General features: G+C 51.2%; 6 protein-coding genes. 4 read left to right on the top strand and 2 right to left on the bottom strand.

Annotation, left to right across the window (positions count from 1 at the left end; genetic code table 11):
• Positions 1-174: 174 nt before the first annotated feature.
• Positions 175-1,440 carry a diguanylate cyclase gene (locus B3007_RS00730; protein ID WP_301376851.1) on the top strand — a complete coding sequence of 422 codons (1,266 nt, stop codon included), beginning with the start codon at positions 175-177 and terminating at the stop codon, positions 1,438-1,440.
• Positions 1,441-1,449: 9 nt separating this feature from the next.
• Here B3007_RS00730 and pgm read toward each other — a convergent pair whose 3' ends face one another.
• Positions 1,450-3,093 carry a phosphoglucomutase (alpha-D-glucose-1,6-bisphosphate-dependent) gene (pgm, locus tag B3007_RS00735; RefSeq protein ID WP_301376849.1) on the bottom strand — a complete coding sequence of 548 codons (1,644 nt, stop codon included), beginning with the start codon at positions 3,091-3,093 and terminating at the stop codon, positions 1,450-1,452.
• 176 nt (positions 3,094-3,269) lie between these two features.
• Here pgm and B3007_RS00740 point away from each other — a divergent pair, with 176 nt between their 5' ends.
• Positions 3,270-3,614 carry a histidine triad nucleotide-binding protein gene (locus tag B3007_RS00740; protein WP_076517910.1) on the top strand — a complete coding sequence of 115 codons (345 nt, stop codon included), beginning with the start codon at positions 3,270-3,272 and terminating at the stop codon, positions 3,612-3,614.
• Positions 3,615-3,821: 207 nt separating this feature from the next.
• A complete protein-coding gene (gene modF, locus B3007_RS00745) occupies positions 3,822-5,240 on the top strand; it encodes a molybdate ABC transporter ATP-binding protein ModF (RefSeq protein ID WP_301376847.1) in 1,419 nt (472 codons plus the stop codon).
• Between the two features lie 345 nt (positions 5,241-5,585).
• On the opposite strand, the gene serA is transcribed toward modF, so the two are convergent.
• Complete coding sequence (serA, locus tag B3007_RS00750) at positions 5,586-6,815, bottom strand: phosphoglycerate dehydrogenase (protein WP_076517906.1); 1,230 nt, start codon at positions 6,813-6,815, stop codon at positions 5,586-5,588.
• Between the two features lie 201 nt (positions 6,816-7,016).
• On the opposite strand from serA, the gene B3007_RS00755 reads away from it, so the two are divergent.
• Positions 7,017-8,420 carry an FAD-binding oxidoreductase gene (locus tag B3007_RS00755; RefSeq protein ID WP_301376845.1) on the top strand — a complete coding sequence of 468 codons (1,404 nt, stop codon included), beginning with the start codon at positions 7,017-7,019 and terminating at the stop codon, positions 8,418-8,420.
• Positions 8,421-8,488 lie beyond the last annotated feature (68 nt).

Below are 8,488 nucleotides of genomic sequence, written 5' to 3' on the forward strand. Positions count from 1 at the left end.
TATAAGGGGATCATATCCCCGACATCCCCCGAGGCTGCAACGCTGCCGGGAAGAAGCTCCCCTCCTAAACCAGCACCACACTCCCCTTATTGATATTTGGCCTGTCTAATATGTATACCGCACTAACCGAGTCAGATTTACTGCCTACACTGTAAAAAGCAGTGGGAGGTGTGCGTGTTTCTCGTAATTGAAGATAGTTCAATCGTCCAGAAAATATTGAAACATACGTTCAAACAGCAGCGTGTTGAGCCTGCACTGTTTGCCTCCACCATGGCTGAGGGTAAAAAGTTGTATGAGGACCACAAAAGTTCTCTTGTCGCAGCCCTTGTCGATATCTCGCTCCCCGATGCGCCCCGTGGTGAGATGGCTGAATATCTCCTCGATAAAGAAGTTCCGATCGTTGTATTAACAGGAAGTGATGATCTTGAGCAGCGACAGTCGTTACTCAAATCTGGTGTTGCTGATTATGTAATTAAAGAGAACCGCTTTTCATATCAATATGCGGTACGGATGCTGAATCGCCTGGATCGCAATCGGCGCATGAAAGCTCTGGTCGTTGATGATTCCTCGACTATGCGTCAGATGGTGTCGGGCTATCTTAAGTTACAGTGCTTCTCTGTTGTTGAGGCTGGAGATGGTCAAGAGGGGCTCAGGTTGCTTGATCAGGATTCTGATATATCACTTGTCATTACTGATTTTCATATGCCGGTGATGGATGGCTTCCACTTTGTGCAGGAAATACGACACCGTTTCGATAAAAGGCCCCTGGCTATTATTGGTCTCTCCAGTCAGGACGATTCGGATATCTCAGTACAGTTTATAAAGAAGGGGGCGAACGATTTCTTGCAGAAGCCCTTTCAGCAGGAAGAATTCAGCTGTCGTGTTACTAATAATATCGAAGCACTTGAGCAGTTGTTAGCACTCAGGCAGCAAGCTGACAAAGATTATCTGACGGGGCTCAACAACCGGCGTTTTTTTGTGGAAGAAGGTCAGAACCTTGTGGGGAGGCTGCTCTCTGAGGGAGCGCCTTTCTCTGTAGCGCTCATGGACATTGATCACTTTAAGGGAATTAATGATGAATATGGCCATGATGCTGGCGATGCAGTGCTAAAGCAGTTGGCAGACCATCTTGGAAACACCTTTTCAAGATTCCATCTGGCAAGGTATGGCGGGGAGGAGTTTGCTTTAGTCCTTCCGGGTCTTGATGTAGATAAGGCTTATGGGCTGTTGGATCATTTCAGACGCTATGTCGGTGAGCAATTGTTTATTCTACCGGATGACGATTATATACGCGTATCAGTGAGTACTGGCTTGACGTCGGTTGTGTCTGCTGGGGATGAGACACTTGACCGCCTTTTGTTAAAAGCTGACGAAGCCCTTTATTCGGCTAAAGAAGGCGGCCGTAATCTTGTCGTTGTATACGAGCCGCCTGCTTCTTAGAATGGAGCCCTATACTCCAGCTGCATCAAAAGTAGCACTGACTATCGCTTGAGCTTCTTCAATAATCTGAGCGAGATGCTCTTCATTTTTGAAACTCTCGGCGTAGATCTTGTAGATCTCTTCGGTTCCGGACGGGCGTGCAGCAAACCAGCCGTTTTCTGTGGTGACTTTCAGACCGCCAATCGCCGCACCATTGCCTGAGGCATGGGTCAGCTTTTCTTTGATCTCTTCACCAGCCAGTTTTTCAGCCGTTACGTCATCGGCACTCAGTTTTTTCAGAACTGATTTCTGTGGGCCAGTCGCTGCAGCATCAATGCGCTTGTAGACTGGAGCTGAGAATTTTTCGGTCAGGGCGATGTAGTGTTCGCCCGGATCTTTGCCGGTGACGGCTTTAATTTCAGCGGCTAATAAAGCGAGGATGATACCGTCTTTATCCGTTGACCATACCGTGCCGTCTTTACGCAGGAAGGAGGCGCCTGCGCTCTCTTCTCCGCCGAAACCGAACTTACCGGTGTACAGACCATCCACGAACCATTTAAAGCCCACAGGGACTTCTGAGAGGGTGCGACCGAGATCGGCGGCGACGCGGTCGATCATGCTGGAAGACACCAGTGTTTTACCGATGGCGAGATCCTGTGACCACTGCGGGCGGTGGGTGTACAGGTAGTTTATTGCAACCGCGAGGTAGTGGTTTGGATTCATCAGGCCGACGGAGGGCGTGACAATACCGTGGCGGTCGTAATCCGGATCATTGCCCAGCGCGATGTCGAAATTGTCTTTTAAGTCGATGAGGCCCGCCATGGCGTATGGGCTGGAGCAGTCCATACGGATCTTGCCATCTTTATCCAGCGTCATAAATGAGAAGGTCGGATCAACGCTTTCATTCACAACGGTGATGTCCAGGCCGTAGGTCTCGGCTATCACGTCCCAGTAGGCGATACCTGAGCCACCTAATGGATCGACGCCAATCTTAACGCCCGCTTTGGCGATGGCGTCCATATCAATCACGCTGGCGAGATCATCAACGTAAGGTTTGATGTAGTCGTACTCAGTTACCAGATCAGAGGCCCACGCCTGAGCAAAGTCCATACGCACAACGTCTTTACTGCCGCTGTTAATAATCTCGTTGGCGCGATTCTGAATCTGAGAAGTCACGTCCGTATCGGCAGGGCCACCATTCGGTGGATTATATTTAAAGCCACCGTCCTGAGGAGGGTTGTGCGACGGGGTAATCACTACGCCATCGGCCAGCTCTGAGGTTTTACCTTGGTTGTAGGTCAGGATTGCATGAGAGATTACTGGCGTTGGCGTATAGCCTCGGCCTTGCTGAACTCGAACGCTGATGCCGTTGGCAACCAGCACTTCCACGGCAGTGATAAATGCACACTCAGACAGGGCGTGGGTATCCATACCGATGTAGAGCGGGCCGGTTATGTCATTTTGTTGGCGATATTCAAATAACGCCTGGCAGATCGCGGCGATATGCGTTTCGTTAAAAGAGCCGTTTGCGGCACTGCCACGATGACCAGATGTTCCGAAGCTTACCAATGTGTCATCAGAGGGCTTGCGGACATAGTAGTCAGCGATCAGTCGGGGTATATTGGCAAGATCAGAAGCGAGGGCTTTCTGCCCCGCTCTTTCATGGTGACTCATGCAGAGAGTTTCCTTACAGAATGTCTAATAATGATAGGTATTGTGCCTTCTGCGTGTGACAGCTTCCAGACACTTTCGGAAGAATGGCGGATGCATCGGTACTGTTGAACCGGACAGTGGTGATCACTGGGGCATTCGGTTACTCTCAGGCTAACGTTCATTAACGAGACTCTGATATGTCAGAAGATACTATTTTCGGAAAAATCGCCCGCGGTGAAGCGGATGCTAAGATCGTTTATGAGGACGATCAGTGTCTGGCGTTCCGCGATATGTTTCCTGCGGCGCCGATGCATATTCTGGTGATCCCGCGTAAGCCGATTCCGCGTTTATGTGACGCCGAAGAAACGGATGCTGCTTTACTGGGGCATATGATGCTGGTAGCGAATAAAGTTGCCGAGCAGGAAGGCCTTGGGGATAAATTCCGTCTGGTGATTAATAATGGTGCTGGAGCGGGGCAGTCGGTGTTCCACTTGCATATGCATATAATTGGCGGCCGTGATCTGTCCTGGCCTCCAGGCTGACGCTGGTTGCGCTGCTGTGGCGGTGTGAAAATTCGCGATTGATATGACTGCCATGGACGGCAGGAATGCAGATTTTGCAGGAGCAAAAATCTGCCTCACTTACAATCAGTAGGCTCCGCCTTCTCGCGAACTTTTGCCTTGCCACACCTTCCTCGCTGACGCTTTTTCAAAACCCCCTTCGTTAATTTAAGCTCCTTAAGTTTCGCTATGAAAACTGAATTTAAAGAACTCCGTGCGCGTCTGCATGACGGGCGAAATCTTGTTGTTGACTGGTCGGTGTCGGCGGATCAGACCTGGGGCATTATCGGGACGAATGGCAGCGGTAAGACGGTGCTGTCGCGCTTGTTTGCCGGTGATGTGCGTCTCAGCCACGGTGAGGTGTCTGGTCTGCCTGAGTGCGTCGCCTTTGTGTCGCTTGAGACGCAGGCAGCGTTGATTGAGCAGGAGCGCCGGGAAGATGAATCTGATCTGATGGATCAACAGGACATCGGAACGCTGGTCAGTGAATTGCTGGCACCGGTCGAGGAAGTCGCCGACTGGATTCAGTTGTTGGGAATGGAGCACATTCTGTCGCAAGGTTTCCGCTCATTATCGACGGGCGAGAGCCGTAAGGTGATGCTGGTGAATGCGGTGCGGCAGAAGCCCGACTTACTGATTCTGGATGAACCGCTCGAAGGTCTGGATGCAAACAGTCGCGAGGCGCTTGCAGAGGCGCTGTTTAAGCTTCATGAAAGTGGCCAGCGTCTGCTGTGGGTAGCGAACCGTTTGGATGAACTGCCAGACTGGCTGACGCATCTGGCGTTTGTTCACGATGCCCGCTTAATAGTTCAGGGCGAACGTGAGTCGGTACTTACTTCGCCAGAGGTTCACTCGTTACTGCACTTTGATAAGCCGTTATCGGATTTCCCGGAAGCGCCGGTGAAATATGGCTTGAACGCTGATGATCCGCTGGTGCATCTGGTGAATGGCTCAATCGTCTATGGCGAGCGCACACTATTTTCTGATCTCAACTGGCAGGTTGAGCCGGGGGCGCACTGGGCGATCACAGGTCCTAATGGCTGCGGTAAGACCAGTCTGCTGCAGATGATCACAGGCGATAACCCACAGTGCTACCGCAACGAGCTGTATCTGTTTGGTATGAAGCGCGGTAGCGGCGAAACCATCTGGGACATCAAAAAGCATATAGGTCTGGTGTCGTCGTCACTACAGTGGGAATACCGGGCGACCACTAATGTGCTGACCACCGTGATTTCTGGTTTATACGACAGTATTGGTCTGTATCAGGCGGCGGGGGATGACGACCGACGTCTCGCGGAGCAGTGGCTGGAAGTCATCGGCCTGCGTCACAAAGCTAATCAGAGCCTGCATCATCTGTCGTATGGTGAGCAACGCCTGGTGTTGATTGCCCGCGCTCTGATCAAACAACCACCGCTGTTAATTCTCGACGAGCCCTGTCAGGGGCTGGATGACCCAAGCCGCGAAATGGTGCTGGCGTTTATCCGTCGTTTATCAGAACAGAAAACCATTACGCTTCTGTATGTGACCCACCACGCGGACGAGATTCCGGCGGGTGTAAGTCATCACTTACGGTTGGGGGTTGATACTACTTGCGGCTTTGAGATTTAAGCGTGGTGCTTCTGTTTCCGTGAGGCGGGTATCTGTGCCATGGATGGCACAGCTAAGCATACAGGGATGTACTTGCTGCGTCCCGACGATGGAAACAGAAGTACGAGGCAATAAAAAAGCACCCGAGGGTGCTTTTTTATTTTCGCTAGCATTAACTGCATAGCGCTGTGTCGGGAGCGTTGCCGAGGCGGTCAGAGCGAGGCAAAAACTTCTGAGGAAACGGAGCCTACTGGATGTAAGTGAGGCAGATTTTTGCTCCTGCAAAATCTGCATTTCCGCCATCCATGGCGGTCATATTCTTCAGAAGTTTTTAACAAAGCTCTGGCAACGCAGGTAGCTCCGATCTTAGTAAAGGACGCGGGCGCGAATGGTACCCTCAACCTCTTTGATTTTCTCCAGAGCCAGATCTGACGCATCAGCCGCAACATCGATCACAACGTAGCCAACTTCTTCAACGGTCTGCAGGTACTGACCACAGATGTTGATGTTGTTGTCGGCGAGAATGCTGTTTATGGCATTCATAACGCCAGGTACGTTTTTGTGGATGTGCAGAATACGGTGAACGTTCGGGTTGGATGGCAGAGCCACCTCAGGGAAGTTCACTGAAGAAGTGGTGGTGCCGTTGTCGCTGTACTGAGCCAGCTTCTCACCTACTTCTTTACCGATGTTTTCCTGAGCTTCCATGGTAGAACCACCGACGTGCGGGGTCAGGATCACGTTGTCGAATTCGCGCAGTGGTGAGACAAACTCTTCGCTGTTAGAGCGTGGTTCAACCGGGAATACGTCGATGGCCGCACCCAGGAGTTTGCCGCTGCGTACGGTATCTGCCAACGCATCGATATCAACCACAGTGCCGCGTGACGCGTTCAACAGGATAGAACCCTGTTTCATTTGCTCAAACTGCTCTGGGCCCATCATCCATTTAGTGGAAGGTGTTTCCGGAACGTGCAGAGATACAACGTCAGCAATGTTCAGCAGTTCGTTCAGAGTCCCGACCTGCTTAGCATTACCGATTGGCAGTTTCGTTACGACGTCGTAGAAGAATACTTCCATACCCATGCTTTCGGCCATGACCGACAGCTGAGTACCGATCGAACCGTAACCCACGATACCCAGCTTCTTGCCACGGATCTCGTAAGAGTTAACCGCAGACTTGCTCCAGCCGCCGCGATGACATTCGGCGTTTTTCGCAGGGACACCGCGCATCAGCATGATTATTTCTGCCAGTGACAGTTCTGCTACAGAGCGGGTGTTGGAGTAGGGAGCGTTAAATACCGCGATACCACGCTTGGTTGCTGCTTTCAGGTCAACCTGGTTGGTGCCAATACAGAAGCAACCGACGGCAATCAGCTTCTCAGCAGCGTCGAAGATCTCTTCGGTGAGCTGAGTGCGTGAACGAATGCCCACAAAATGAGCGTCTTTGATGGCGGCTTTCAGCTCGTCATCCGGCAGCGAAGTCTTTAGATACTCGATGTTGGTGTAGCCAGCAGCCTGCAGTGTATCGAGAGCAGACTGGTGTACGCCTTCCAACAAGAGGAACTTGATCTTGCTTTTATCCAGGGACGTTTGTGCCATGGTGGTACCTATAGTCAGTAAGTAATAGCTGTCATGTCCCGGCATGCCTGACGGCAGACGGGATGAGGCGGTTCAAAACCGCTCCGAAAAATAAGGCGCGTATGCTAGCATATACCTTTATTAAAGTGAGCCTCAGAGCATGAATTCAACGCGAATATTGCTCAACTCGAGGTGAATATGATTCAAACATCGGGTAACTCCATGACCACGTTGACACAAGACGCTCTGGTTGAGCAGCTTTCAGCCATCGTTGGCGCAGACAAAGTGCGCACTGATGCCGATTCTCTTGAGACCTTTGGTAAGGACTGGACCAAGATCTATCCACCGAAGCCATCCGCAATTGTCTTCCCGAAGACAACGCAGCAAGTCGCTGACATTGTAAAATTTGCAAACGCTCAGAACGTTGGCCTGGTGCCATCAGGTGGACGTACAGGTCTGAGTGCCGGTGCTGTTGCTGCTAACGGCGAGGTGGTGGTTGCCTTTGATTACATGAATCAGATTTCTGATTTCAATGCGACTGACCGTACGGTTAAGTGTGGTGCGGGTGTCATTACAGAGCAGCTGCAGACCTTCGCTGAAGATAATGATTTGTTCTATCCGGTTGATTTTGCCTCTGCGGGCTCCAGTCAGATTGGTGGAAACATCTCAACGAATGCCGGCGGTATTAAAGTGATCCGATGGGGTATGACCCGGGACTGGGTTGCTGGTATGACGGTCGTGACGGGGGAGGGCGAGATCCTCGAACTGAATAAAGACCTGATGAAAAACAACACCGGTTACGATATGCGCCAGCTTTTCATCGGTGGTGAAGGTACGCTCGGCTTTGTGACTGAAGCGACCATGCGCCTGACTCGCACACCGAAAAACCTGACCGTGCTGGTGCTTGGTATCCCAGAACTCGACGACGTAATGAAAGTACTGAGCCAGTTCCAGTCGACTATGGACCTGACCGCATTTGAGTTCTTCTCTGACAAAGCGATGCAGAAAGTACTGGCACGAGGCGATGTGCCTGCTCCGTTTGAAACCAGCACGGATTTCTACGCTCTGATCGAATTTGAAGCTGTGACGGATGCCGACATGGATCAGGCGATGGTGCAGTTTGAGAAGTGCATGGAAGAAGGCTGGGTCGTCGATGGTGTTATTAGCCAGAGCGAAACTCAGGCGGCGAACCTGTGGCGTCTGCGTGAAGACATTTCTGAAACAATTTCTGAATGGACGCCGTACAAAAACGACATCTCGGTTGTGGTCTCTAAAGTACCGCCGTTCCTGCGCGACATTGATGAGATCGTAACCCGTGAATACCCAGACTTTGAGATCATCTGGTTTGGTCACATTGGTGACGGTAACCTGCACCTGAATATCCTCAAGCCTGATGACCTGGCGAAAGAAGAATTCTTCGAACGTTGCGGTAAGGTATCGACCTGGGTATTCGAGATCGTGGAAAAATATCAGGGCTCTGTGTCTGCGGAACACGGCGTAGGTATGACTAAAAAACCGTATCTGGAATACACGCGCTCTGCGGCAGAAATCGCTTATATGCGTGCAGTTAAAAAGGTGTTCGACCCGAATAACATCATGAACCCAGGTAAGTTGATCGACGCCTGAGTAGACGACTGAATAGACACTCAGACGGTAAAAAGCCCGGCAACTGCCGTAATGCTGTTCACTTAAGC

The sequence above is a fragment of the Thalassolituus sp. UBA675 genome, from assembly GCF_002297765.1.
Taxonomy (GTDB): Bacteria; Pseudomonadota; Gammaproteobacteria; order Pseudomonadales; family Oceanobacteraceae; genus Thalassolituus.

What these genes read in the sequence shown, in the direction of transcription:
- pgm (WP_301376849.1), bottom strand. Translation starts at nt 3,093, where the DNA reads ATGAGTCACCATGAAAGAGCGGGGCAGAAAGCCCTCGCTTCTGATCTT.
- serA (WP_076517906.1), bottom strand. Translation starts at nt 6,815, where the DNA reads ATGGCACAAACGTCCCTGGATAAAAGCAAGATCAAGTTCCTCTTGTTG.
- B3007_RS00740 (WP_076517910.1), top strand. Translation starts at nt 3,270, where the DNA reads ATGTCAGAAGATACTATTTTCGGAAAAATCGCCCGCGGTGAAGCGGAT.
- modF (WP_301376847.1), top strand. Translation starts at nt 3,822, where the DNA reads ATGAAAACTGAATTTAAAGAACTCCGTGCGCGTCTGCATGACGGGCGA.
- B3007_RS00755 (WP_301376845.1), top strand. Translation starts at nt 7,017, where the DNA reads ATGACCACGTTGACACAAGACGCTCTGGTTGAGCAGCTTTCAGCCATC.